The 23,813-nt window shown below is 71.1% G+C and carries 23 protein-coding genes; 7 read left to right on the plus strand and 16 right to left on the minus strand.

Annotated features, from left to right (window positions below):
- Nucleotides 1-34: 34 nt before the first annotated feature.
- The 8 genes from FOF48_RS08225 to rimP form a co-directional block, all read right to left on the minus strand.
- Nucleotides 35-364: a hypothetical protein gene (locus FOF48_RS08225; protein WP_143899640.1), complete on the minus strand. Its 330-nt coding sequence runs from the start codon at nt 362-364 to the stop codon at nt 35-37.
- Nucleotides 365-1,228, minus strand: a complete 864-nt coding sequence (gene truB / locus FOF48_RS08230) for a tRNA pseudouridine(55) synthase TruB (protein WP_143899642.1) — start codon at nt 1,226-1,228, stop codon at nt 365-367. It abuts the gene before it with no gap.
- 10 nt (nt 1,229-1,238) lie between these two features.
- Nucleotides 1,239-1,598 carry a 30S ribosome-binding factor RbfA gene (gene rbfA, locus FOF48_RS08235; protein WP_014398810.1) on the minus strand — a complete coding sequence of 120 codons (360 nt, stop codon included), beginning with the start codon at nt 1,596-1,598 and terminating at the stop codon, nt 1,239-1,241.
- On the minus strand, nt 1,595-2,200 hold the full coding sequence (locus tag FOF48_RS08240) for a DUF503 domain-containing protein (protein ID WP_143899645.1): 606 nt from the start codon (nt 2,198-2,200) through the stop codon (nt 1,595-1,597). The genes rbfA and FOF48_RS08240 overlap by 4 nt, the downstream gene beginning before the upstream one ends.
- Nucleotides 2,201-2,322: 122 nt before the next feature.
- Nucleotides 2,323-5,529, minus strand: a complete 3,207-nt coding sequence (infB, locus tag FOF48_RS08245) for a translation initiation factor IF-2 (RefSeq protein ID WP_143899647.1) — start codon at nt 5,527-5,529, stop codon at nt 2,323-2,325.
- Nucleotides 5,530-5,649: 120 nt separating this feature from the next.
- Nucleotides 5,650-5,946: a YlxR family RNase P modulator gene (locus FOF48_RS08250; RefSeq protein ID WP_143899649.1), complete on the minus strand. Its 297-nt coding sequence runs from the start codon at nt 5,944-5,946 to the stop codon at nt 5,650-5,652.
- A gap of 18 nt (nt 5,947-5,964) precedes the next feature.
- Complete coding sequence (gene nusA, locus FOF48_RS08255; protein ID WP_143899651.1) at nt 5,965-7,665, minus strand: transcription termination factor NusA; 1,701 nt, start codon at nt 7,663-7,665, stop codon at nt 5,965-5,967.
- Nucleotides 7,666-7,735: 70 nt separating this feature from the next.
- Nucleotides 7,736-8,221: a ribosome maturation factor RimP gene (gene rimP / locus FOF48_RS08260; protein ID WP_143899653.1), complete on the minus strand. Its 486-nt coding sequence runs from the start codon at nt 8,219-8,221 to the stop codon at nt 7,736-7,738.
- A gap of 207 nt (nt 8,222-8,428) precedes the next feature.
- On the opposite strand from rimP, the gene FOF48_RS08265 reads away from it, so the two are divergent.
- The 6 genes from FOF48_RS08265 to FOF48_RS08290 all read left to right on the plus strand — a co-directional run bounded on the left by FOF48_RS08265 (nt 8,429) and on the right by FOF48_RS08290 (nt 14,768).
- Nucleotides 8,429-9,232, plus strand: a complete 804-nt coding sequence (locus tag FOF48_RS08265) for a carbon-nitrogen hydrolase family protein (RefSeq protein ID WP_143899655.1) — start codon at nt 8,429-8,431, stop codon at nt 9,230-9,232.
- A 128-nt stretch (nt 9,233-9,360) separates the two neighbouring features.
- Nucleotides 9,361-9,771 (plus strand): FecR family protein, encoded by a 411-nt coding sequence (locus FOF48_RS08270; protein ID WP_186001833.1) that lies wholly within the window; start codon nt 9,361-9,363, stop codon nt 9,769-9,771.
- Entirely contained in the window at nt 9,768-10,616 is an 849-nt protein-coding gene (locus FOF48_RS36400; protein ID WP_161664443.1) for a peptidoglycan-binding protein LysM, read from the plus strand. Before FOF48_RS08270 ends, FOF48_RS36400 begins: the two co-directional genes overlap by 4 nt.
- A 26-nt stretch (nt 10,617-10,642) precedes the next feature.
- Nucleotides 10,643-12,352: an HD domain-containing phosphohydrolase gene (locus FOF48_RS08280; protein ID WP_143899660.1), complete on the plus strand. Its 1,710-nt coding sequence runs from the start codon at nt 10,643-10,645 to the stop codon at nt 12,350-12,352.
- 100 nt (nt 12,353-12,452) lie between these two features.
- Nucleotides 12,453-12,794 (plus strand): DUF971 domain-containing protein, encoded by a 342-nt coding sequence (locus FOF48_RS08285; protein WP_143899661.1) that lies wholly within the window; start codon nt 12,453-12,455, stop codon nt 12,792-12,794.
- A gap of 33 nt (nt 12,795-12,827) precedes the next feature.
- Nucleotides 12,828-14,768, plus strand: a complete 1,941-nt coding sequence (locus FOF48_RS08290) for a serine/threonine-protein kinase (protein ID WP_143899663.1) — start codon at nt 12,828-12,830, stop codon at nt 14,766-14,768.
- A 34-nt stretch (nt 14,769-14,802) separates the two neighbouring features.
- Here FOF48_RS08290 and FOF48_RS08295 read toward each other — a convergent pair whose 3' ends face one another.
- From FOF48_RS08295 to FOF48_RS08315, 5 genes are all read right to left on the minus strand, one after another.
- The gene (locus tag FOF48_RS08295) at nt 14,803-15,345 is read right to left on the minus strand and encodes a ClpXP protease specificity-enhancing factor SspB (protein ID WP_143899665.1); all 543 of its coding nucleotides are present in this window, start codon (nt 15,343-15,345) and stop codon (nt 14,803-14,805) included.
- Between the two features lie 35 nt (nt 15,346-15,380).
- A complete protein-coding gene (smpB, locus tag FOF48_RS08300; protein WP_014398822.1) occupies nt 15,381-15,866 on the minus strand; it encodes an SsrA-binding protein SmpB in 486 nt (161 codons plus the stop codon).
- Between the two features lie 17 nt (nt 15,867-15,883).
- Nucleotides 15,884-16,738, minus strand: a complete 855-nt coding sequence (gene panC, locus FOF48_RS08305; RefSeq protein ID WP_143899667.1) for a pantoate--beta-alanine ligase — start codon at nt 16,736-16,738, stop codon at nt 15,884-15,886.
- A 2-nt stretch (nt 16,739-16,740) separates the two neighbouring features.
- A complete protein-coding gene (gene panB / locus FOF48_RS08310; RefSeq protein ID WP_143899669.1) occupies nt 16,741-17,649 on the minus strand; it encodes a 3-methyl-2-oxobutanoate hydroxymethyltransferase in 909 nt (302 codons plus the stop codon).
- Nucleotides 17,650-17,820: 171 nt separating this feature from the next.
- Complete coding sequence (locus tag FOF48_RS08315) at nt 17,821-18,465, minus strand: deoxynucleoside kinase (RefSeq protein ID WP_143899671.1); 645 nt, start codon at nt 18,463-18,465, stop codon at nt 17,821-17,823.
- A gap of 195 nt (nt 18,466-18,660) precedes the next feature.
- Between FOF48_RS08315 and FOF48_RS08320 the strand changes: the two genes are divergently transcribed.
- A complete protein-coding gene (locus FOF48_RS08320; RefSeq protein ID WP_143899673.1) occupies nt 18,661-18,948 on the plus strand; it encodes a hypothetical protein in 288 nt (95 codons plus the stop codon).
- A gap of 6 nt (nt 18,949-18,954) precedes the next feature.
- Here the strand turns inward: FOF48_RS08320 and rsmA are convergent, their stop codons facing one another.
- The 3 genes from rsmA to FOF48_RS08335 are packed head-to-tail and all read right to left on the minus strand — an operon-like array spanning nt 18,955 to nt 23,747.
- A complete protein-coding gene (gene rsmA / locus FOF48_RS08325; protein WP_143899675.1) occupies nt 18,955-19,839 on the minus strand; it encodes a 16S rRNA (adenine(1518)-N(6)/adenine(1519)-N(6))-dimethyltransferase RsmA in 885 nt (294 codons plus the stop codon).
- 9 nt (nt 19,840-19,848) lie between these two features.
- Nucleotides 19,849-20,847 carry a tRNA (adenosine(37)-N6)-threonylcarbamoyltransferase complex transferase subunit TsaD gene (gene tsaD / locus FOF48_RS08330; RefSeq protein WP_143899677.1) on the minus strand — a complete coding sequence of 333 codons (999 nt, stop codon included), beginning with the start codon at nt 20,845-20,847 and terminating at the stop codon, nt 19,849-19,851.
- Nucleotides 20,848-20,888: 41 nt separating this feature from the next.
- The gene (locus tag FOF48_RS08335) at nt 20,889-23,747 is read right to left on the minus strand and encodes a response regulator (protein WP_143899679.1); all 2,859 of its coding nucleotides are present in this window, start codon (nt 23,745-23,747) and stop codon (nt 20,889-20,891) included.
- Nucleotides 23,748-23,813 lie beyond the last annotated feature (66 nt).

Consider the following 23,813-nt stretch of genomic DNA (forward strand, 5'->3'; position numbering starts at 1 on the left):
AGCGGGCCGCTTATAAGCTTCACCCCCGGGGGGGTCAACCTTCGCCGCCTGTCCGTCCGCCCCTCGGGGGTCGGGACAGTGCGAAGACGTACAACCGGCAGCCGCTGGGCATTCCGCCGGCCCCCGGGGAGAGCTCCCGGGCGGTCGCCTCGTCCATGGCCACGTGCAGGTACAGGCTGCCCGGCTCGCCGCTGTCGCCCGCCAGGAGCTGCCGCGTGCGCGGGTAGAGCCGCAGCAGGGCCTCCACCACGTCGCCGATGCCCGCCGCCGCCGGCACGCCCAGCGACAGCTCGCGCCGCCCGTCGAAGGCGCCGCGCAGGCTGGGGGCCACGCTCACCGCGATGTCATGGGTCCGGGTGGCCACTCAGACGAACACCCGCAGGTAGCGCAGCCGCCCGCCCACCACCTCCGCCATGGCGAGCAGGGCGTCCTCCGGGCCCAGCACACGCACCCGGCCCGGCACGGGCGCGACCTCCACGGGGACGCCGTGCGTCACCCGCCGCGCGTCCTCCGCGCCCACCCGCACCGCGGGCAGGTCCGTCAGCGCGTCCGCCAGGGACACCAGCCGCCCGGCCACGTCCTCGCGCGAAAGGGACGCCAGGTCCCCCAGGGGCAGCGAGCGCGCCAGGGTGAAGGGGCCGCTCATCGTGCGCCGCAGCGCCTCCAGGTGCGCCCCGCAGCCCAGCGCGCGGCCCAGGTCGAACGCGAGCGTGCGCACATAGAAGCCCTTCGAGCAGCGCACCGACAGCGTCAGCCGGTCCGCGGAGAAGTCGCGCAGCACCAGCTCGTGCACCGTGACGGTGCGGCTGGCCCGCTCCACTTCCTCGCCCGCCCGGGCCAGCTCGTACAGGCGCTTCCCGGCCACCTTCACCGCCGAGTACATGGGCGGCACCTGTTCGAAGGTGCCCCGGAAGCGGCCGAGCACCGACTCCAGCAGCGGCGCCGTCAGCGGGGGCACCGGGGCCTCCGCCGTCGGCTTGCCCTGGGCGTCCTGGGTGTCCGTCTCCACGCCCAGCCGCACCACGGCGTCGTAGGCCTTGTCACCTTCCGTGATGTAACCCGCGACCTTGGTGGCCTCTCCCAGGCACACCGGCAGCACACCGGTGGCCATCGGGTCGAGCGTGCCCGTGTGGCCCGCCTTCTTCACCTTCAGCAGGCCGCGCACCTGGCGCACCACGTCGAAGGAGGTGGGGCCCAGGGGCTTGTCGATGACGAGGACGCCGTCCATGACGCGGGTTCTACCAACCTTCCTTGCCGCGCACCTCGCGCAGGAGCCGGTCGATCTTATCGCCCTCGCCCACGGACGCGTCGAAGGCGAAGAAGATTTCGGGCGACACGCGCAGGTTCACCGCGGACGTCACCTCGCGGCGGACGAAGCCCTTGGCCGCGTCCAGGCCCTTCTGGGTGTCCGCCTTCTCCTGGTCCGTGCCCAACATCGAATAGAAGACCTTCGCCACCCGCAGGTCCGGCGACACCTTCACGCCGGTGATGGTGATGAAGCCGATGCGCGGGTCGCGCAATTCCCCCCGCGTCAGCAGGGCGCCAATCGCCGCCTGGATTTCCTGCCCCACGCGCTCGGGTCGTGCATGCGTCGTCATTTCTTCTCCCAGTCTCGCGGGTTGCGCAGCGCCCGGGCCTTGGCCCGAGCGTCGTCCAGCGACAGATTTCCACCCTCAACCAGGGGCCGGGAAGTCCCCGTCCCGGGACCCGCCCCCTCGTGCCGCTGCTCCCAGGAGCCCAGCCCCTCCGCCTCCGCCAGCGAACGGTCGCTGCGCAGGAAGCGGGCGATGGCGGCCTCCGAGTGCGCGTGCGCGTCCTCGGGTGACAGGCCGGCCTCCGCGTCCAGCTCGTCCTCCGGCACCTTCGCCGGGGCACGGAACGCGCCCGTGACGGGCTCGGAGTAGAGCTTCTCCCCGAAGGCGAGGATCTCCGTCTCCCGGGCCATCAGCGGCGCGACGTACATCTCTTCGATGAAGTGGATGATCTTCTCCAGCTGCTCATCCACATGGCGGCGCTCGTTGCCGACCACCGCCAGCGCGACGGACGCCTTCTGCCAGAGGTCTTGGTCGTCCACTTCCGCGACGGCCACGTTGAAACGGGCCTTCACCCGGTCCGTCACCCGGCGGAGCACCTGACGCTTGGACTTCAGCGAGGCGCTCTCCGGAATCTGGAGGGTGAGGCGTGCGACACCCACGAACATAGAGGTCCCCCAGGCCGACGGCGGCGCGCCGCATCATCCGCGCCGAGCCCCCGCCGACACGTCGTCCTTCCCCCGGAGAAGGTGGGGCCTTCCCCGGGGTCCGTCGAGTGCGCCTCCTGGACTCAGGAGAGGCTCTGGCGGGTCTCCTCGATCTCGTAGGCCTCGATGATGTCGCCGGCCTTGAGGTCGTTGAAGTTCTCGATGCCGATACCGCACTCGAAGCCCTGCGCGACCTCCTTCACGTCGTCCTTGAAGCGGCGCAGCGACGCCATCTTGCCGGAGAAGAGCTGCTTGTTCTCGCGCATCAGGCGCACGAACGAGCCGCGCTTCATCACGCCGTCCAGGACGGCCGCGCCAGCGATGGTGCCCAGCTTGGGCACGTTGAAGGTGTTGCGCACTTCCGCACGGCCCAGCTTGCGCTCGGTGCGGATGGGCTCCAGGAGGCCCTCCATCTCCGTGCGAACCCCGTCGATGAGCTCGTAGATGATGGAGTAGCTCTGCAGCGACACTTCCTGCGCCTTGGCCGCGGCCTCCGCGCCCGACTCCGGCTTCACGTTGAAGCCCAGCACGACGCCCTTGGAAGCGGCGGCGCGCATGACGTCGGTCTCCGTGATGGCGCCCACGCCCGCGTCGATGATGACCACCCGCACCTTGTGCGTGGTGAGCTTCTCGACCGCCTGGCGCACCGCCTCCGCGGAGCCCTGCACGTCCGCCTTGATGACGACGCGCAGCTCCTTGGGACCGCCGCCCGCCTTCGTCTTGGCGAAGAGCTGCTCCAGGGACTCGCGGCTGACCTTGCTGAGCTCCGCCTGCCGCTCCTTCATCCCGCGGTGGTCGGCGATCTGCTTGGCCGCCTTCTCGTCGGACACCACGTTGATGGCGTCACCCGCGGTGGGCACGCCGGACAGACCGACGACCTCCGCGCAGTAGCCCGGCTTCACTTCCTTCACCTGCTCGCCGCGGCTGTTGTTCATGGCGCGGACGCGGCCGTAGTGCGTGCCGGTGACGATGGCGTCGCCCAGCTTGAGCGTGCCCTCCTGCACCAGCACCGTGGCCACGGGACCGCGGCCACGCTCCAGCTTCGCTTCCACGATGGCGCCCACCGACGGACGGGTGGGGTTCGCCGTCAGCTCCAGGACCTCGGCCTGCAGCGCCAGGTTCTCCAGGAGGAGATCCAGGTTCATCTTCGTCTTCGCGGAGACGGGCACCATGATGGTGTCGCCGCCCCACTCTTCCGGCACCAGCTCCTGGCTCGCGAGGTCCTTCTTCACGCGGTCGGGGTTGGCGCCCGGGACGTCCATCTTGTTGATGGCGACGACGATGGGCACTTCCGCCTGCTTGGCGTGCTTGATGGCCTCCACGGTCTGGGGCATCACGCCGTCGTCCGCGGCCACCACCAACACCACGATGTCCGTCACGTTGGCGCCACGGGCGCGCATGGACGTGAAGGCCTCGTGACCCGGGGTGTCCAGGAACGTGACGTCGCCGCGCGCGGTGGACACGCTGTACGCGCCGATGTGCTGGGTGATGCCGCCCGCCTCGCCCGAGGCCACGCTGGCCTGGCGGATGGCGTCGAGCAGGCTCGTCTTGCCGTGGTCGACGTGGCCCATGATGGTGACCACCGGCGGACGGGGACGCTCGTCCTCGGCCCGGGCGGTGACCTCCGGCAGGTAGTCCTCCACCTCGAAGCCGACGCGCTCGACCTTCCAGTGGTAGTCGGTGGCGATGAGCTCCGCGGTGTCGGCGTCCAGGATCTGGTTCGCCGTGGCCATCTTCTGCATGCCCATCAGCTTCTTGATGAGCTCCGCGGTGCGCACACCCATGCGCTGACCCAGGTCGGAGACGCTGATGCCCTCCTGGAGCTTGATGACCTTCTTGTCCTCGGCCATCTGGGTGATCTGCGTCTTGGCGCCCTTCTTCGTGGGCTTGCGCTTCTTGCCGCGGATGGGGATCTGGATGCGGCCCCAGACCATGTCCGACAGCTCCTGCTTCGAAACGCTGGTCGTCTCAGGACCCGTGCGCTTGCGCTGGCCACGCTCCTTGTTCTTGGAGACGTCCACGAGCTCGCGGCCGCGGCCCAGGTGATCCGGGACGACCTTGTACTCGCGCTTCTCCGTGCCGAGCGCCGTGCGGCCCGGGGCCATGGGGTACTGCTTGGCCTGGGTCGTGGTGGGCGTGACGCGGCGGACCTGGATGAGCGGGCGCGAGATGACCACGGCCTGGGTGGCCGTGGGGCGCGCCTGGGCGCCCGGCGTGGGCGCGACCTGGGCGTGCGGGACGCCGCCCACCATGATGGTGGGGCCGTTCGGCTGCACCGGGGCGCCGCCGCCGGCCGCCTGGGGCGGCGAGGACGGACGCACCGGCCCGGTCTGGCCCGGACGCGCCTGCATGGGCGCTCCCGGACGGTTCTGCACCGGCGGACCGCCCGGACGCCCTTGCATGGGCGCGCCAGGACGGCTGCCGGGACCACCGGGCCCCCCCGGACGGCTGCCGGGACCACCGGGTCCGCCCGGGCGACTGCCCGGAGGCCCACCAGGGCGCCCACCCGTGGAACCCGGACGCTGCACGTAACCGGGACCTCGGGAGATGACCGTCGCGGACGTCGACGTGGAGGAAGGCGTCCGTGCGGTGGGCGGGACCGGCGAGCGCGGAGGGGGGTTGGGCAAGCGGGGACTCTCCTGCGAAGGACTGCGCGGTGTCGCCGTGGCCGGGGTCGGCTCGGCGGCCCGGGGCGTCTCCACCACGGCCGCGGGAGGCGGGGTGGACGGCGGCGTCACGGGCGGGGTGGCGGTTGCGGCAACAGGCGGGGTGGCCGGGGCCTCGGGCGCGGACGGCGCCTCCGGGGCAGCGGCGATGGAGGCGACGGTGGTCTCGGAGGGCGCGGCCGTCACGGCCGGGGCCTCCGGAGCATGGGCCACGGGGGCCTGCTCCACCGGGGTGGGCGCGGCCTCCACGGCGGCGGGCGCCGACGGCTGCTCCGGCTCCACGAAGCCCTGCGGCTCGTGCGTGGGCTCCGAGGCGTCGTAGGACGACTCGTTCGACTGCGCGTAGGCGTCCGGGTTGTCCGGGGCGGACATGCCCGCCGGAGGACCGACCTTGCGGCGCACCACGAAGCCCTTGGCGGCGACGGGCGGGGCGGCCTGCTTCGGCTTGCGCTTGTCCAGGATCTTCTGGACCGCGGCCGTGGCCTGGTCATCGTCCAGGGAGGACGAGTGGCTCTTGACGTCGTAACCCAGCCCAGCGAGCTCGGTCACGACCTCCTTGTTGTCGAGCTCAATCCCGTGGCTCTTGAGCTCCTTGGCGATTTCGTGAACGCGCTTCTTCGACATACCTTGATTGGCCTTCTGCTCCGCCGACGACGAGGCCGAGCACCCTAGTCCAAAGCCGAAATTGTGTGCGAGTGGTGCTTAACAGCCACCTCCCCCCGCAACCTCTCCACCCTCCCGCCCTCACTCCCAAGCCTGCCCGAGCTGGGACGGGTCGACCTGCCCCGCCTTGCCCCGGAAGGCCCTGCCCAGCGCCTTACGCTTGAGCGCTGCCGTCAGACAACCGGCACCGCACAGGTACGCCCCCCGCCCCGGCAGCCTCCGCCGCCTGTCCGCCACCACGCTGCCCTGGGGACCTACCACGAACCGGGTGAGTTCCGCCTGTGCCTTGCGCGAACCGCACCCGACGCAGGTCCTGACCGGACCTGACGTCGTGATTTCAGTGGGATGTGTCCCAGGCCGTTTCGTTGCGCGGCGCATCTCCCCGTTCCTCGGTGCCTACGGTGCCTTGGCCGCTTCCGCGCCCTCCGTGGCGCCGGCCGACGCCAGCGCCCCCCGCTCCGCGTTCAGTTCGGCGCGGAGCTTCGCCTCCTCCACCAGGTAGTTCTCCGCCGCGCTCTTCAGCTGGCGGGCCTTCTTGATACCCACCCCTGGCACGTCGCCCAGGCGGGTGAGGTCCTTCTCGTTCGCGATGTCCTCCACCGTGCGGTAGCCGGCGAGGATGAGCTGCTCGATGGTCTTCTCCCCGACGCCGCGCACGCGCGCCATGCGCTCCGGCTGGGACAGCTCGTCCGGGTGGCGGCGGGCCTCGGCCAGCCGGGCCTGCTCGCGCTCGTAGTCCATGCGCGACAGCTCCTGCTGGTCCTCCACCATGCGCTTCTTGGCCTCCTCCTGCATGGAGGCGATGCGGGTGGGGTCGATGCCGGGGATCTGCGCCAGCACCTCCGCGTTCGCATCCGCCACGTCGCGCGCCTGACGGAAGCCGTGCGCGTAGAGCGTCTCCACCAGCATCTCGTTGACGCCGGGCAGCGCGCCCAGCGAGCGGCTGGCGAACTCGCGCATCTCCCGCACGCGGCTCTCGCTGTTGATGTCCAGCTTCCAGCCGGTCAGCTGCGCGGCCAGGCGCACGTTCTGCCCGCGGCGGCCAATGGCCAGGGAGAGCTGGTCGTCCGGGACGATGAGCTCCATGGCGTGGTTCGCCTCGTCGATGATGACGCGGCTGACCTCCGCGGGGGCCAGGGCCGAGCACACGAAGCGGGCCGGGTCCTCGTCGTAGGGCACGATGTCGATCTTCTCACCGCGCAGCTCCTGCACCACCGCCTGCACGCGGCTGCCCTTCATGCCCACGCACGCGCCCACCGGATCCACGTCCGAGTCGCGGCTGGACACGGCGATCTTCGCGCGGCCACCGGGCTCGCGCGCCGCCGCCTCGATGACGACGATGCCTTCGGCGATCTCCGGCACCTCCATCTCGAACAGCTTGGTGAGCAGGTTCACGGACGCGCGCGACAGGACGATCTGCGGGCCCTTGGACTCGCGCAGCACGTCCAGCACGTACGCCTGGACGCGGTCGCCCGGGCGGTAGGTCTCGCGCGGGACCTGCTCGCGGACGGGCAGGACGGCCTCGGCGCGGCCCAGGTCCACCACGATGTTGCCGCGCTCGAACCGGCGGGCGATGCCGGTGACGATCTCGTTCTTGCGGTCGCGGTACTCGTTGAAGACGTTCTCGCGCTCGGCGTCGCGGGTGCGCTGGAGGATGACCTGCTTGGCCGTCTGGGCCGCGATGCGGCCGAAGCCGCGGCGGAAGGTCTTCAGCCGGAGGATGTCGCCGTACTGGTCGTCCTGGGCCTTGGCCTCCGCGGCGTCCTCGTCACGGTAGAAGATCTGGAAGACGAGCTCGTCACCGGGCTCCACTTCCATGCCCTTCTTGTGGGCTTCGTCCATCGTGATCTGGTTCACGGCCTGGACGGGGTCGGTGATCTCCGCGACCACGGTGATGGCCTGGAAGAGCTCCACCACGCCCTTCTCCGGGTCGTACTTGGCCTCCAGGTTGCGATCCTGGCCAAAGTGCTTCTTGGCCGCGGTGTTCATCGCGTCCTCGAGGGTCGAGATGAGCACGGCCCGTTCAATGCCCTTGTCCTTGGCGACCTGATCCAGGACGAGGTTGAGGTTGACGGCCGGGTTGGCGGGCGTGGGCATGGCTTTCTCTTCTCCGAAAATGGGTCCACGGGCGGCCCTGGCGCGAACAGGGTCCCCTGTATGTCGACGTCTAGAACTCGAACTCCAGATGGGCCTTGGCGATGTCCTTGAAGGGGATGACGAAGACGCCGCCCCCCTCCACGTCCACGGAGATGGCGTCGGCCGCCACTTCGGTGAGCGTGCCGCTGAAGTTCTTCCGCGGAGGCTCGCCCAGCGGGCCGAAGGTCTTCACCTTGACCTTCTGCCCCTTCACCCGTTCGAAGTGCGCCGGCTTCCTCAACGGCCGGTTCACTCCGGGGCTGGACACCTCCAGGTTGTACTCCTGGGGGATGAAGTCCTCCACGTCGAGCACCGGATCCACGGCGCGCGACACCTGGGAGCACTCGTCCAGACCCACCCGGCCGCCTGGCTTGTCGATGAACAGCCGCAACACCCAGCCCTCACGCTCGCGGACGTACTCCAGGTCCACCAGCTCCAGGCCTTCGTTCGCCACGATGGGATCCAGCAGCGCCGCCGCCTTCTCCTCCACCGTCATTTTGATGTTCTTCGACTCCATAACCGGGAAGCAGGTCTCCAAAAACACGAAAAGCGGGCACGGCGGCCCACTTTTCGATGTGATGCGTCGAAAAATGTCGGGGCGTCCGTAACACACGCCCCCTCGGGGTGTAAAGGAAGGACACACCCCGAGGCGCCAGCTCAACGCCCCCCCGGACTGAAGGATTCCCAGGGGTTCGCGCGACGCGGGTGGCGCTATAACGCCCCCATGCACCTCATCGCCGCCGCCCAGATGGTGTCCACCGCCGACAAGGCCCACAACCTGGAGGTGGCCACCCGCCTCGTGCGCCAGGCCGCCTCCCTGGGAGCCCGCCTGGTGGGTCTGCCGGAGAACTTCTCCTGGATGGGCCCGGAGCCCGAGCGCCCCTCCGCCGCGGAAGGCCTGGACGGCCCCACGCTCAGCCGGATGGCGCAGCTGGCCCGGGAGACGAAGACGACCGTGCTGTCCGGCTCCATCCTGGAGACCGGGGCGCCGGGCGACCGGCTCTACAACACCAGCGTCCTCTTCGGCCCGGACGGCGCGCGGCTGGCCGTGTACCGGAAGATGCACCTGTTCGACGTGGATGTGGGGGATGGTGCCACCTATCAGGAGTCCGCGGCGGTGGCGCCAGGGACGGAGGTGGTGGCGGCGGACACGGAGGTGGGGCGGCTGGGGCTGAGCGTCTGCTACGACCTGCGCTTCCCGGAGCTGTACCGGCGGCTGTCGAAGGACGGGGCGACGCTGCTGGCGGTGCCGGCCGCGTTCACGATGATGACCGGCAAGGACCACTGGGAGGTGCTGCTGCGCGCCCGGGCCATCGAGAACCAGGCGTATGTGCTGGCGCCGGCCCAGGGCGGGCGGCACTCGGCGCAGCGGCTGACGTACGGGCACGCGATGGTGGTGGACCCCTGGGGGCTGGTGACGGCGCGCGCCTCCGAGGGCGAGGGGCTGGCCGTGGCGCCGGTGGACCCCGAGCTCCTGGCGCGCATCCGGCGGAATTTGCCGTGCCTGACGCACCGGCGGCTGGACTAGGCGAGCGCCCGGGCACGGGATGAGGGGCGTGGCCCTTCTGGCGTTGCTTTGCGGTTAGACTCGGCCGCAGGAAGACCCCTCTGGTGAATGGACGACGCTGGACTCCCCTGCTCTTCGCGGTCGCGCTCATGGCCCTTCACCCCGGCTGCACCCCGGACGAGAAGCCCCATGGGCCCGCGGAGGCCCCCCTGCCTCCCCCTGTCCCCCGCGCGCACCTGCGGGAGCTGACGGGGGACGTGCAGATCAAACGCGCGGTGGCCGACGAATGGAGCGCGGCCCGCGACGACCTGCCCCTGTACGAGAACGACAAGGTCCGCACCGAGTCCGGGGCCAGCGCCCAGGTGGTGTTCGCGAACGGCAGCACGGTGCACCTGGGGGGTGATTCCCTGGTGGGCATCGCGGAAAGCAAGCTGCGAACGGATGTCACCGTCCTCCGGGGAAGGGTGGACGCCACGCTGGAGAAGCCCGCCACCCAGTCGCTGTCCGTCACCACCCCATCCGCCACGGTTCGGGCGGGCAGGAAGATTGAATTCCAATGAAGGCCGCCCTGTGGCTCAGCGCGTGGATGGGACTGTCCGCGGTGCCGACCGCCCCGACGGCGGTGGGACGCGAGGCCGCGGAGGCCCGCCCGTCCTCCGGGGGAACGGTGGCCCCGCCCCGCAAGGGCTCCGGGACGGAGCCGCAGACGGCGCTCAAGGCGCTGGAGATGTCGCGCGCGGCGGTGAAGGCCGCGCCGGAGGATGCGCGCCGTCGTGAGGCCGAGGCCCGGCTGAAGGAGGCGGAGACGCACTTCCAGCAGGCGCAGTACGCGGACGCGCTGCACAAGGCGGATGAAGCCTGGGCGCTGCTCAACCCGCCCCAGCCGTCCAACTTCACCGTGGAGGTGGACCACGACGGCGGCACCACCACCGTCACCCACCGCCAGGGCCCCCCCGTCACCGTGGAGGCCCAGCACGCGACCCGCGTCCTGGCCAAGGGGGAGTCCGTGCGGGTGCAGCAGGGCACCGTGCTGCCGGAGCCGCCCGCCGCGCCGCAGCCGGCGCAGCCCGCGGACAAGTCCCGCTTCACCCTGAAGCCGACGGCGAGCGGGCTGCTGGGCCCGGTGACGCTGGCGTGGGCGGCGGTGGCGGGCGCCACGAGCTACGAAGTGGAGGTCATCTTCGATGAGGCGGGGGACGGAGTCCCGGCCCGGGCGCCGGTGCGCTCGGTGCTGGCCGCGCGGCAGTGGGTCCTGCCCGCGTTGCCGCCGGGCCGTTATCGCTGGACGGTGACGGCCCTGAGCCCGGAGCAGGGACGGTCCCTGCCCTCCCCGACACGGCGCTTCGAGCTGGCCGCGGAATCGCTCGAACTCAACGTCAAGGTGAAGGACGGCTGGCAGAAGTAGCCACCGCCCGCGAGGAGCCACCGCCCGTGCGACTTTTCAAAGCCATCCTGATGTTGATGCTGGTGGTGAGCATCATCCCCACGCTGATGGTGGGCTGGTTGTCGGTGTCCCATACGCGCGAGCTGCTCATCCGCGACGCGCAGGAGCTGGCCCAGGAGCGCGTGAAGCAGCTGCGGCTCAAGGCGGAGAGCTTCCTGGAGGACCCCACGGAGATGGTGGTGGGGCTGTCCAGCGTGCCGGGCGGCTTCTTCAGCCTGCCGCGCGACACGCAGCGGCTGCACATCTCCGCGGTGCTCAACCAGCGCCCGGAGGTGTTGGCGCTCACCGTGTTCGACGAGGCGCAGCAGCGGCTGCCGGGCCTGCAGGCCTTCGCGGTGCACGACATGGCGCCCAGCGCGGTGGCCGAACACGAGGAGCGCGCGCGGGCCCTGCTGCGCGAGGGGCTCACGGGGGTGCGCTACTCGGACGTGGTGGCGTCCCAGGGCGGCGTGCCGGTGGTGACGCTCGCGTTTCCGGTGGGCGACCCGGTGCAGGGCTACATCGCGGCGGACCTGACGCTCGCGGGCCTGCGGCAGATGCTGGCGCAGGAGCGCGTGGGCAGCACGGGGTTCGCGTACCTGGCGGACCGGCACGGCCGGCTCATCACCGGCGGCGGGGACCTGGGCGCGGTGGGCGACGACGTGTCGAAGCGGCTTCCGCTGGCGCACCTGCTCAAGCAGCGCGAGGGCTCGCCGGACACGGAGCTGTTCCACGTGGGCAACTTCGGCGAGGGCCGCGACGCGGTGGTGTCCGCGTACTCGGTGCTGCCGGAAGCAGGCTGGGCCATCGTGTCCGAGCAGCCGGTGGAGCACGCCTACCGGCAAGTAGAGACGATGGAGCGGCGCATCCTGCTGGGCCTGGGCGGCGCCATCCTGGTGGCGCTGGTGCTGGCGTCCATCTTCTCCCGCAACCTCACGCAGCCGCTGAAGACCTTCATCGCGACGTCGCTGGAGCTGGCGCGCGGCAAGTTCGGCGTGGAGGTGAACCTGAAGCAGAAGAACGAGCTGGGGGAGCTGGCCCAGACGTTCAACTACATGAGCAAGCAGTTGCTCGCGTACGACATGGAGACGCGCGGCCTCTACGAGAGCCTGGAGAAGGGCTACCTGGAGACCATCGTCGCGCTGGCGAACTCCATCGACTCCAAGGACGCGTACACGCGCGGCCACAGCCAGCGGGTGGGCGACGTGGCGGTGGAGATTGGCAAGGAGCTGAAGCTCACCGAGCGCGAGCTGCGGCAGCTGCAGTACGGCGGCATCCTCCACGACATCGGGAAGATTGGCATCGTGGAGAGCATCCTCTGCAAGCAGTCCCGGTTGACCGACCAGGAGATGGCCACGATGCGCGAGCACCCGGCCATTGGCGACGCCATCATCGGGCCGGTGACGTTCCTGGGACCGGTGCGCGCGTGCGTGCGCCACCACCACGAGCGCTGGGACGGCACCGGCTACCCGGACAAGCTCAAGGGGGACGCCATCCCGCTGCTCGCCCGCATCGTGGCGTGCGCGGACACGTTCGATGCGTGCACCTCCACGCGCCCCTACCAGAAGGCCATGCCGCTGGAGAAGGCGATGGAGATATTGGACAACCTGAGCGGCGCGCAGTTGGACCCTCGCGTGGTGCAGGCCCTGCGCGCGGTGCTCGCCCAGCGGGGCGTGCGGCTGGAAGGCCACCGGCAGCCCGTCAAGCTGGCCTCCTGAAGCGCGGCGCCCCTGGCCCCGCGCTCGCGGCGGGTCCCCCACTCCACCGGAAGGATGGTAGGGAGGGGCCTCCTGCCCCTAGCCTCTGGATGGTGGACCGGTGAGCAATTTCTGGGATCGCATCAAGCCCGCGCCCAAGCCCGTCAGCGCGACGGACGCGAAGCTGTCCGCGGACGGTGAGTCGCTGACGCTGACGTGGGATGACGGCGCGACGACGACCGCCACCGCGCAGGTGCTGCGGCAGCAGTGCCCGTGCGCCGCGTGCGTGGACGAATGGACCGCGAAGCGCACGCTGGACCCCTCGCAGGTGCCCGCGAACCTGCGCGTGTTGCAGATGCAACCGGTGGGCAACTACGCGCTCGCGTTCGTCTTCAGCGACCAACACAACACGGGCATCTACCCGTGGAAGCACCTGCGCGAAATCACCCAGTCGCAAGGGTGAGGTACCATCCGCGCCCTTCCGGAGGATGACCTCGTGACGTCGCGCTATCGGCTGCTGCAACCGCTGGCCACGGGAGGCATGGCGGAGCTGTTCCTGGGGGTGGCGAAGGGGGCGGAGGGCTTCGAGCGCACCGTGGCCATCAAGCGCGTGCTGCCGCACCTGGCGCGCGAGCCGGACATCGCGAGCATGTTCGTGTCGGAGGCGCGGCTGTCCATGCTCCTCCAGCACCAGAACATCGTCACCGTGCATGACGTGGGGGAGAGCACCGAAGGGCTCTTCCTGGTGATGGAGCTGGTGGATGGATGGGACCTGGGCGCGCTGCTGCGGGCGGTGACGCGCCAGGGGCTGCGCGTCCCGCCGCACCTGGCCGTGTTCATCGCGAGCCAGGCCCAGGCGGGTTTGCAGCACGCGTACCGCAAGCAGAGCGCGGGGCAGCCGCTGGTGACCGCGCACCGGGACGTGTCCCCGTCCAACGTGCTGGTGTCGCGCGAGGGCGAGGTGAAGGTCACCGACTTCGGCATCGCGCGGCTGGCGGGCCTGTCGCGCACCGAACCCGGGGCGTTCAAGGGCAAGCTGCCGTACGCCGCGCCGGAGCTCCTCCGGGGCGAGCCGGCCACCGCGCTGAGCGACCAGTTCTCCCTGGGCATCATCCTGGCGGAGCTGCTCGCGGGGCAGCACCCGTTCGGCTCGTCGGCGGAGCCGATGGCGGTGGCGCACTCCATCCTCAACCGCGCGCCCGCGTCGCTGCCGGACGTGCCGGCGTCACTGGCCACGCTGGTGCTGCGCATGCTGTCACGCGACCCGGGGGGCCGCTTTCCGGAGCCGGAGGATGTGTCCGAGGCGCTCGCGCGGTGGCTCGCGCAGGCGGGCGAGCCCGCGTCGTCGCACGCGCTGGCCATGTTCCTGCGCGGCGTGAAGCTGCCCGCGTCCGTGGGAGAGCGCGCCCGGGCCGCCCAGGCGGAGGCGCCGGCGTCGACGTCCGCGTCGTTCGTGATGTCCGTCCCATCGGGAGAAGGCCCGGGCCCTCAAGCGCTGGAGCCTGCCACCCGTGCCTCCACGAGAGCCTACGGGACCCCGGAGAGTGCCCCGACCGCGAAGCACTCCGCGCCGTGGAAGCCCTCCCCGGCGGCCGTCCCCGTCAGCGGGGAGGAAGAGGCACCATGGAGCCCCAGCCCCGGTGGGGCTTCGCTGTCGGCCTCAGGGGAAGTGCTCCACGCCTGCACCTTGTGTGGGGCGGCCCTGGAGTCGCCCGAGTCCCCCTGCGAGTCCTGCACCCAGCGGCCTTCCGCCGCCGGCTCGGGGCGGGCGGCCCCCCCAGGAGACAGGGCCCCGGCCCGCCCGGGCGAGGGCGGTGCTCGCATGGCCACCACCGGACGGGACGGCGGCAGTGGGCGGTCCCCCGGTGCGCCCCCTGCAGGAGCCCAGACGGGACGTGTCTCTGGCGGCGGGGGGCCCGCGGCGGCACGGGCGGCGCTCCCAGAGGATGCTCCGGCGATGGCCACGCAGGCGCTCTCCGACGTCGACGAGTCGGAGCGGATGAACCGGCCCAGCATCCGCGAGGCGGGCGCGGGCGACCTGGAGCTGGAGGCACGCGCGCCCCGTCCAGAGGGCACGTCGTGGGAGCTGGAGCCGCCGGTGTCCCCCCGCCCTCGCAGGCGCTGGGGCGTGGCGGTGGCGCTGTTCGGCGTCGCTGCGGTGCTCGCGGCGGGCGCGCTGTTCGCGTGGCCTCGCTACGAGAGACAGGTGCTGCAGGCGCTCGGCGTCCCCACGGCCCTCGTGTCCATTCGCAGCGAGCCCTCCGGGGCCACCGTCTTCGTGGATGGCGTGCAGGTGGGCGTGACGCCGCTCGTGATGGACAACATCTACCCGGTGCGTGCGGTCCCGGTGCAGCTGAAGCTCCGGGGCTACCGTCCCTGGACGGGCTCATTCATGGGCGGCAAGAAGGCGGACGTGGACGCGGAGCTCAAGCGCTGAGCGTCCACGCGCCGCCGGTGTCGCGAGGACCGCCCTACTTCACCAGCCGCAGGTGACCGCGGCGCGGAGGCTGCGGCTCCTCCGGCGGGCCCCCTTCGGGCGTGGGCGGCGGTGCCACCTCCGGGCGCGTCTCCGGCTCGTCCCGGTGCTCGCTCTGCACCTCGCGCAGGAAGGCGCGGGGGCGCTCGGCGGCGACGGGCACGGGCGTGGGCGGCGGAGGGCGCGCGACGGAGGCCGAGCCCACCGGGGGCTGCTGGAGCAGCTCCGGCGGCATCTCCTCCGGGTACATCCAGAACTCCTTCGTCACGTGGCTGGCGATGGCGAACAGCGCCGACCAGGGCACCGCCACGGTGAAGCGCGAACCGGAGAAGCTCAGCGTGGAGCGCACGCCCCACTCGCTCACCGTGAGGTCGGGGGGCTCGAAACGGTAGGAGAGGTTGAGGCGCAGGTGTGCTTCGCCACGGAGGCTGGCGGGGACGAGCACGCCGGGGCGGCGCGCGTCCAGGTGGATCATCACCATCCCCTGATCCAGCGCGGCCAACAGCCGCTCCTTCTTGTCGGAAACCTTCTTGTCCATTCCAGCCTGTCCGGCGGGGAATTGCGGGCGCGCCCTCAACGACGGCGCACTTCCCGGTCCATCTCCCGCTTCGTCTCCCGTTCCTTGATGTCGTGGCGGCGATCTTCGTGCGTCTTGCCGCGGCACAGGCCCAGCTCCACCTTGGCCCGCCCCTTCCTGAAGTACAGCACGAGCGGGATGATGGAGTAACCGCGCTCGCGCACCTTCGCCGTCCACCGGTCGATCTCCGCCCGGTGCATCAGCAGCTTCCGGCCCCGGGTGGGAAGGTGGTCGAACACACTCGCCGCCTTGTAGGAGCCGATGTGGGCATTGAGCAGGAACAGCTCCGTGCCCTTCTGCAGCGCATAGGCGTCCGACAGGTTGGCCGTTCCTTCCCGCAGCGATTTCACCTCGCTGCCGGTGAGCTCCAGCCCCGCTTCGATCTTCTCATCCACCGTGTAGTCGAAGCGCGCACGCCGGTTCTCGGCAATGAGCTTCACCCCCGGCTCGGCACCCACACCCTTCGACTTTCCAGCGGCCATAACGTGTCCCGAGTCTCCTAACCGGCCAGGGGCATGTTGTCGATGAGCCGCGTGGCCCCCGAGAAGGCCGCCACCAACATGCGCGCCGTCTGCCCGGGCGTCACCGTCCCCAGGGGCGAGAGCGTCCCCGCGTCCCGTACCTCGACGTAGTCCTCGCGCAGGTCCGCCGCCTTCAATTCGCGGCGGGCGGCCTCCACCAGGGCCCCCGTGTCCCGGGTGCCAGCGGCGAGCAGGGCCTGCGCCGCCCGGATGCCCTTCGACAGGGCCAGGGCCCGCTGCCGCTCCTCGGCGGACAGGTAGGCGTTGCGGCTGCTCATCGCGAGCCCGTCCGCTTCGCGCACCGTGGGCATGCCCACGATGTCCGCCCCCAGGTGCAGGTCGCGGTTGAGCGCGCGGATGACCTGGAGCTGCTGGTAGTCCTTCTCCCCGAAGAGCGCCACCTTCGGGCGGAAGAGCGACAGGAGCTGCGTGACGATGGTGGCGACGCCCCGGAAGTGTCCGGGACGCCGCTCGCCGCACAGCCCCTGGCTGACCTCCGTGACGTCCACGTAGGTCTGGTAGCCAGGGGGGTACATCGCCGCGGGCTCGGGCGCGAACACGGCGGTGACGCCCGCGCTCGCGCACTTGCCCAGGTCCCCCTCGAAGTCGCGCGGGTAGCGCGCCAGGTCCTCGCGGGGACCGAACTGCGTGGGGTTCACGAAGATGGAGGCGGCCACCACGTCCGCGCGACGGCCGCCCTCCCTCATGAGCGAGACATGGCCCTCATGAAGGAAGCCCATGGTGGGCACGAGCGCCAGGCTCCGGCCCTCCTGCTGGAGGGTGGACACCCAGGCCTTCACTTCCGGCACCGTGCGCAGGACGTGAGGGGCCATGGCTAGACCGGCGCCCCGTAGATGCCGCCGACCTTCTCCACCGGCTCACCCGGCGCTTCCGCGTCCGGCGTCACCGGCGTGGGCGTCACCAGCCGGATGCCCTTGGTCGCCTTGAAGCTGTGCTCCTCGTCCGGGAACGAGCCCCCGCGCACTTCGGAGAAGAACGTACCCGCGGCCTCCGTGATGTTCCCGTGCAGGTTGGCGAAGCGCTTGACGAACTTCGGCTTGAAGTCCGGGTTCATGCCCAACAGGTCGTAGCAGACCAGCACCTGTCCATCGCAGTGCTTGCCCGCGCCGATGCCGATGGTGGGGATCTTCAGGCTCTGCGTGATGGTGCGCGCCAACTCCAGCGGCACGCCCTCCAGCACCAGCGCGTAGGCGCCGGCGGCCTCCAGCGCGAGCGCGTCGTCCAGCATGCGGCGCGCGGCGTCCTCGTCGCGGCCCTGCACCACGTAGCCCCCCATCTTGTGCACCGACTGAGGCGTCAGCCCCAGGTGGCCCATGACGGGGATGCTGGCGCGCACGATGGCGCGCACCGTGTCGGCGAACTCCGCGCCGCCCTCCAGCTTCACGCTGCCGACGTTGCCTTCGGCGACGAGCCGCCCGGCGTTGCGCACCGCCTCCTGCGTCGAGACCTGGTAGCTCATGAACGGCAGGTCGCCCACCACGTGCGCCCGCTTCGCGCCGCGGCTCACCGCCGCCGAGTGGTAGACCATCTGGTCCATGGTGACGGGCAGCGTGGACTCCTGGCCCTGGATGACCATGCCGAGCGAGTCACCGACCAGCAGCACGTCCGCTCCCCCTTCATCGAGGATGCGCGCGAACGTCGCGTCGTACGCGGTGACCATGCAGATCTTCTGACCGGACTGCTTCAGGCGCTTCAGCGTGTGGATGGTGACCTTGTCCTTCACGGTTCACCTCCTGTGTGTGAGACGGGTGGGACAGCCGCGTGGCACCTCGGGCCCCTCACCGTCCCCAAGGGGATCGCCGGAGGCCAGGGGTTCCACGCGGATGCACTCTAACGCCGTCGGGGCCGCGTGGGGGGATCACCGCACGCCGACCGGCCAGGCGGGCGTCGCCCGTCAGCCCCGCCGGGAAGACCGGGGGACGTAGTGCTGCACACCGGACTTCGCGGACTGGATGGCCTCCATCAGGTCCTCGCGGTCCGCCTCGTTGTGCACGAAGTCGATGTCCGACGTGTTCACCACCAGGAGCGGCGTGTCCGCGTAGTGCGCGAAGAAGTCGTTGTAGGCGTGCGTGAGCGACTCCAGGTAGCCCGCGTCGAACTTGCGCTCGAATTCGCGGCCGCGCTTCTTGATGCGATGCAGCAGCACGTCCAGCTGGGCCTGGAGGTAGATGACCAGGTCGGGCTGGGGGACGCGGGGCCCCAGGGCCTCGAAGACGCGGTCGTAGAGGGCCAGCTCGTCCGACGCCAGCGTGAGGTTGGCGAAGATGCGGTCCTTGGCGAACAGGTAGTCGCTCACCGTGACGGCGCGGAACAGGTCCTGCTGGAAGAGCTCCTGCTGCTGGCGGAAGCGCGACAACAGGAAGAACACCTGCGTCTGGAACGCGAACTTCTGCCGGTCCGCGTAGAAGCTGGAGAGGAAGGGGTTCTCCTCCACGACCTCCAGGATGCGGCGGCTGCCCAGGCGCTCCGTGAGGAGGTTGGTGAGGCTCGTCTTGCCCACGCCGATGGGGCCTTCGACGACGATGTAGCGGTGGTCCATCGGCCCGAGGCCTCCGCCCCCGGAATCAACACATGCGCCACATGCGCGCGCGGGGGGCGGATAACACAACCATGCCCCCGTGCATCCGGCAATTTTCGCCGGACCATCCCGCTCTTGCACCGTCCGGAGCCATCCCCTACGGTGCCCGCGAACACGCTTCACGTAAAACGCGGGACAGCGGGAGTCAGCGGCCAGATGCGCGGCAGGCAGCGGGTGAAGACGGTGGTGGACCTGGTGGAGCCCACGGAAGCGGCGCCCGCCGCCCGTCCAGCCACGGCCCCGCCCGCGCCTCCGGTGGACGTGGACCCACTCTATGGAGTGGCCCTGCTCAAGACGGCCTTCGAGCTGAAGCGCCGGCCGGAGGGCTCCGTCGAAGAGGTGCTGAGCGCGGTGCTCGCGCGCCTGCGCATCGACGAGGACGAGTTCCGCGCCTTCCTCTCCCAGCAGGGGGGGCTCCTGGCCGTGCTGGGCCAGAAGCGCTGAAGTCCCCTACTCCGCGCCGTCCCCTTCGGCGTCTTCCGGCGCGTCGGGAGGCGGAGGCGTCGTGGCGGCGACGGGCCCCAGGGCGCGCTCGATGGCGGCGAACTCCTCGGGGGCCAGCGTCTCCGCGCGGCGGCCTGGATCGACGCCCGCCGTCTGGAGCGCGGCGAGCAGCACGTCTGGCGGCGCGAGCCCCTTGTCGGACTTGAGCGAGTTGATGAGCGTCTTGCGGCGCTGGGCGAAGCCGGCCTTCACCAGCCGGGTGAAGCGGGCCTCGTCCACCAGCGGCGCGCGGGGCTTCGAGAGCCGCGTCAGGCGCAGCACTGCGGAGTCCACCTTCGGGGGCGGGTGGAAGCGCCACGCCTCCAGCGTGAGCACCTGCTCCACGTCGAAGTGCAGGCCGAGCAGCACCGTGAGCAACCCGTAGTCGCGGTTGCCGGGCTCGGCGGCCAGCCGCACCACCACCTCCTTCTGGAGGGTGAAGACGGCGCGCGAGATGTGGGCGCGCTGCGCGAGCACCTGGAAGAGGATGGGGCTGGTGAGGTGGTACGGCAGGTTGCCCACCAGGGCGATGTCGGGCGCGCCGGCCACCTGCGCGAAGTCGACCGTGGCGGCGTTGCCGGGCACCACGCGCACGCCGGGGATGGCCTCCTTCTCCAGCACGGCCACCATGTCGCGGTCGCGCTCCACGGCGGTGACGCGCGCGCCGGTGGCGGCCAGGAAGCGCGTGAGGTGGCCCAGGCCCGGGCCCAGCTCCACCACGGGCTCGCCCTCGCGCAGCGCGAGCGCGTCCGCGATGGACTGGAGCGCGTCCGGGTCTCCGAGGAAGTTCTGGCCCCAGCTGTGCTTGGCGCGCAGTCCGTGGCGCTTGAGGATGTCGCGCGGCGATTCCACTTGAAGCCCCTACTCCATGCGCCAGGCGGGGTCGGCCGCGAGGCGGAAGTCACCGCGCAAGCCGCGGCGCCATGCTTCATACCCCGCGACGGCGATCATCGCGCCATTGTCCGTGCACAGGCGCACCGGGGGCAGGAACATGCGCAGGCCGCGCTCCTCCGCGCGGGCCTTGCACAGGGCCCTCAGCCGCGAGTTCGCCGCCACGCCGCCGCACAGCACGAGCTGCGTGTGGCCCAGCCTCCGCGCCGCCGCGACCAGCTTCTTCGACAGCACGTCCGCCACCGCCTCCTGGAAGGACGCGCACAGGTCGTGAAGGGCCTGCCCCTCCGGCACGCCGTGCTTCTGGACGTGGTGGAGCACCGCCGTCTTCAGGCCGGAGAAGGACACGTCGAAGTTGTCGCCCGGCAGCGCGCGAGGGAAGCGGATGGCCTCCGGGTCGCCCTTCTGGGCCAGCTCGTCGATGGGCTGTCCGCCCGGGTACGGCAGGCCGAGGATGCGCGCGGTCTTGTCGTAGGCCTCCCCGGCGGCGTCGTCGCGCGTGCGGCCGATGAGGCGGTAGTTCCCGTAGTCGCGCACCTCGTAGAGGCTGGTGTGGCCGCCGGAGACGACGAGCCCCAGGAACGGCGGCGCGGGCGCGTCCTCCAGCAGCCGGATGGCGAGCAGGTGCCCTTCCAGGTGGTTGGCGCCGACGAAGGGCTTTCCGGTGGCGAGGCTCAGGCCCTTGGCCACCTGGAGCCCCACGAGCAGCGCGCCGATGAGGCCGGGGCCGGACGTGACGGCCAGCAGGTCGATGTCGTCCAGCGTCTTGCCCGCGCGGGTGAGGGCTTCGTGGACCACCGGCATCACCTGGACGATGTGATTGCGGCTGGCCAGCTCCGGCACGACGCCGCCCCAGCGGCGATGGATGTCCACCTGCGTGGAGACGACGTCCGACAGGACGCGCCGCCCGTCCTCCACGACGGCGGCGGCGGTTTCATCGCACGAGGTTTCAAGTCCCAGGACGAGCACGGCGACTCCAAGAAGGACGGGAAGGCGGAAGGACCGGCCGCCTAGGTGCCCATCCCCTTGAGCAGTGCGCGCACCTCGTCCGCCGAGCTTCCCGTCGGTTCCAGGAACAGATACCGCTTGTAGGCCTCGGCTGCTCGGGTTTGCTCACCGGAGAACTGGAGCGAGCTGCCAAGCCAGAACCAGGCCTTCGCGTTCTTGGGCTCCGCGCGGACCACGTCCTGGAGCAGCTTGGCCGCTTCGCGGTAGCCGGACTCGCTGGTCCCGCTGTTGTTGGCGAGCGAGATGCCCAGGCCGGACTTGGCCTCGATGGAGTCACCGTCGAGCGCGAGCGCCTTGCGGTAGGCCCCCACCGCCGCCTTGAAGCTCCTGCGGGCCAGCGCCGCGCGGGCATCCTTGATGAAGTCCGCGTAGGTGGTCGCCTTTGGCTGGGCGGGCGGAGCGGTCTCGGGGGCCGTCGGGGGCGCGACGACCGCGACTCCCGCGTCGGGAATGGCCGCGGGCTCGGCCGTGGCCGTCTTCACGGGCGCGGCGCCGGCGTCCTCCACGGCGCTGGGGGTGGCCGTCTTCACCGGGGGAGCCCCCGCGTCGGCCGGGGGGGCTTCCACCACGGTCTTCACCGGCGGCGGCGCGACGTCCGGCGGGGGCTGGACCTCCGGAGGGTTGCGCGCCTCCGCGGGCGGCGCGGGCTGCGTCACCTTCGGCTCCGGAGGCGGGGGCGTTTCCGTGGTGCCCGAACCCCGGGAGATGACCACCGCGGCCACGGCCGCCACGAGGAGCAGCCCGGCCGCGACGTAGAGGCCCGTGCGCTTGGGCTTCATCGCGGCGATCAGCGCCGCGTCGTCCTCGTCATGCGTGGGCTTCGGGGTCGCCGAGGCAGCGGTCGCGGTGCTCGCGCCATGAGCAGGGGCATTCGTGCCATGGGCTGGACCATTCGCGCCGGAAACCGGGGTGCCGTGGGCCGGGCCGTTCGCGCTGGACACCGAGGCATTCGAGCCTTGGGCCGGGCCGTTCGCGCCCGCCACCGAGGCGTTCGCGCTGGACGAGGGCGGCTCGACCACGGGCTCCGTGAAGTATGCCTCCGACGCGGGCAGCTCCTGCGCGGCGGCAGGCTCCTGTTCGGGAGAGGACGAGGCCCAGGCCGAGCGCGCTGCCTCGGAGAACTCGACGTTGAGGGTCGCGGGGGCCACCTGGGGCGGCACGATGCCGTGGCCCGGGTAGGGCGGCAGCGCCAGCTGCTGCGGCGCGGACTCCTCCATCGGCTCCAGGGCTTGCGGCTCCACGTCCTGGTGGGGCTCCGTGCCACTGACCAGCGTCACCTCGGACGAGGGCGGGGCCGGCGTCGGCGGCGGCACCGGCGCCAGCGGACTGGGCGCGATGGCGGCTCCCCCGAAGATGGGCGGGCGCGACGGCAGCGGCTCCACGGGCGCGGGCGCGGGCGCGGCGGTGAACGGGCTCGGCGCGGGGGCGCGGGACCCGGACGACCACGGGGAACCGGGCCCCCAGGTGCTGGACGAGCTCAGGCCCTCCGTGTCCACCCGGCTCCAGTCGAGCAGCAGGCTGCGCCGCGCATGGTCCACCGCGCGGTGCGCCGGGGGCGGCTCCACCAGGAACGCCGAGCCCTCCTGCGACAGCGGCGGGACGACGGGCTCCGAGGAGTCCTCCCCGAACGCGGGAGGCCCCCCGTCGCCAGGACGGGGGCGCGGCGGGAAGACGATCACCTGCGCGGGCTGCGCGGAGAGCGGCGCGGGCGCCACCTCCGCCACGGGCGTGACCTCTTCCACGGGCTCGACCGGCGCGGGCTCTTCGGCGTGCGCGGGCTCTTCGGTGAGCGCGGCCTCCGCCACGGGCGCCGGGGCCTCCACCACGGGCGCGGGCGCGACCTCCACCGGGATGGGCGGGGCGGTGTTCAGCCACTGCTCGATGCCCGGCTTGCTGCTCTGCACGGGCTCCAGCGGGGCGTTGCCCAGCTCGCGGATGAGCCCTTCGAAGTACAGCTTGCTGATGATGCCCAGCGCGGCCAGGTCCTCGAAGTCCGAGTCCTCCACCACGCGCGACAGCGCCCGCTTGCCATCGAACAGGCGCAGCAGGCCGTTCACCTCATCGGGGATCTCCGACAGGCGGTCCGCCAGCTGGTGGTAGTCGATCTCGAAGACCGTCTCCAGCGGCGGAAGCTGCTCGAGCATCCGGCCCCACTCGTCCAGCCGGCGCATGCCCTCCATGAGCAGGCCCTGGGTGGAGACCTCGATGCGCTCGGTCCGGTCGAGCGTGGTGAACTGCACGTCGAACTGACCTTCGAACGTGTTCAACAGGCGGTAGAAGGCGTTCTCGCCCTTGAGGCGCCCCAGCTCCGCGTCGATGACGCGGCCTTCCTTGAAGTAGACGGTGCCGGTGCGCTCGCCCTGGATGGAGATGACGCCCGTCTTGCGGCCGATCTCGAAGGTCTGGACCAGGTCCACGACGCCCATGTCGGCCAGGCTTCCCGCGAAGCCGCCCTTGGTCGTCTCCCGCTTCTCGATGCGTTCCTTCTCGGCCTTCTGAAGGATCATCTTCACGCGGGTGACGATCTCTTTGATGTAGATGGGCTTCGTCAGGTAGTCGTCGCCCCCGAGTTCCAGGCCGCGCACCTTGAACTCGACCGACTTCTGGTTCGTCAGGAAGACGAAGGGGATGAACTTGAAGCGCTCGTCGGACTTGAGCGTCTTGCAGAGCTCGAAGCCGTCCATCTCCGGCATCTTGGTGTCGGCGAGCACGAGGTCCGGCGGGCTGATCTGGACCTTTTCCAGCGCATCCTTGCCATGAATCGCCGTCGTGACGGAGAAGCCCGCCTTCTTCAGGCTGACCTCCATCACGCGCAGACTCTTCGCGTCACCATCGACGAGGAGCAGGTGCTGCTTGGCCACGTGGCATGCCTTTCAAGACGGGCGGGGCGGCGGATCCATCGGACGCGCCCCGTGGGGGCAAGCATC

The sequence above is a fragment of the Corallococcus sp. Z5C101001 genome (assembly GCF_007352635.1).
In the GTDB taxonomy this organism is placed as follows: domain Bacteria; phylum Myxococcota; class Myxococcia; order Myxococcales; family Myxococcaceae; genus Corallococcus; species Corallococcus silvisoli.